This is a genomic window from Rhodoferax ferrireducens, from assembly GCF_003347515.1.
GTDB lineage: Bacteria > Pseudomonadota > Gammaproteobacteria > Burkholderiales > Burkholderiaceae_C > Rhodoferax.
The window spans coordinates 1-1,135 of record NZ_QEII01000253.1; the positions used below are offsets into that span (position 1 = coordinate 1).

Annotated in this window: 2 protein-coding genes and 1 pseudogene; all 3 read right to left on the minus strand. The window is 60.4% G+C overall.

Features of this window, described 5'->3' with window-relative positions; genetic code table 11:
- A pseudogene (locus tag C5P05_RS34945) lies at positions 1–112 on the minus strand (transposase domain-containing protein); the annotation flags it as partial.
- A gap of 229 nt (positions 113–341) precedes the next feature.
- A complete protein-coding gene (gene tnpB / locus C5P05_RS08395) occupies positions 342–677 on the minus strand; it encodes an IS66 family insertion sequence element accessory protein TnpB (protein ID WP_114969398.1) in 336 nt (111 codons plus the stop codon).
- A 7-nt stretch (positions 678–684) separates the two neighbouring features.
- The gene (gene tnpA / locus C5P05_RS08400) at positions 685–1,077 is read right to left on the minus strand and encodes an IS66-like element accessory protein TnpA (protein WP_114969399.1); all 393 of its coding nucleotides are present in this window, start codon (positions 1,075–1,077) and stop codon (positions 685–687) included.
- Between the last annotated feature and the right edge of the window lie 58 nt (positions 1,078–1,135).

Below are 1,135 nucleotides of genomic sequence, written 5' to 3' on the forward strand. Positions count from 1 at the left end.
TCTGGCCCGCATCGAGCTGCTCGCGACTGCGACCGAACTTCCAGCGTTTGAGGACCGCCATCTCGTGCGTGAGCTGGTCAATCTTGGTTTGGCGGTACAGGATCTCGCGGTCTTTGGCCGCAATCGTTATCTCACGGCTGGCGATTTCCTGGTCGTGCCCAGCAATTTTTGTCAGCAAACCATGGACCATTTCACGCAACTCTTGTGCGCTGAGTTTTGTCAGGTTTTGCGTGTCGACGACCATGACAAGTAGTGTGCCCATCATTGGTATGGATGCCCATTGGGAGATGCACCAATGGACGTCTTGTCACTGCGCCATGCGGGCTCTAACTACCCATTCGTCACACCACGGTGATGATGCCGCCTTCGCCGATTCGCGCCCACGGCAGGCCCAGAACCAGGGCATCGAGCTGGGCTCGGCTGAGTGTCATTTGCGCCATGGTGTCGCTGCGCGGCCAGACAAACTTGCCCTGGTGCAGCCGCCTGGCCGCCAGCCAGATGCCGAAGCCGTCATGCACCAGCACCTTCATACGGTTGGCCCGTTGGTTGGCAAACAGGTAGGCGTGGTGCGGGTGCGCGGCGCCGAAGACTTTGACCACGCGCGCCAGTGCTGTGTCGGGGCCAGCCCGCATGTCCAGCGGCTGTATGGCCAGCCACACGCAATCGATGCGGATCATTCAGTGATTACCTGAGCCACTCGCGCAGCCATGCACTGCAAGCGGCGGCGCCTTCGAGCGGCCAGTTCACCGTGATGGTGCTGCTGCCTTTATGAACCTCGACCCGGATGTCGGGTGTGGCGCTGGAGCCGCTCTCAAGCGCTGGCAAGGCTGCAGATGCCTGCTCCAGGGTGACAGGCACAAATGACTGAGCCCGTAGCAGCAGGGCCGCGCGCTCATCTTCGTGAAGCCAGCGGTGGACAATGTTGGCGTTGATGCCATGGGCCAGGGCAACCCCGGCCACGGACGCGCTGCTTTGACGGCATTCCTGGACCACCTCGGCCTTGAGCTGCGGGCTGTAATAACGTCTTGTGGGGCGAGGGCTATCGACCTCGTTCGAACTGGTGTGCACGATCTTCATGATGCACACTATCGTTTCGATTGGTCATCGATTCAATATGCCTTCAGCAGACGCTTAC

Coding starts and splice junctions, on each gene's coding strand:
- tnpB (WP_114969398.1), bottom strand. CDS start 677: ATGATCCGCATCGATTGCGTGTGGCTGGCCATACAGCCGCTGGACATG.
- tnpA (WP_114969399.1), bottom strand. CDS start 1,077: ATGAAGATCGTGCACACCAGTTCGAACGAGGTCGATAGCCCTCGCCCC.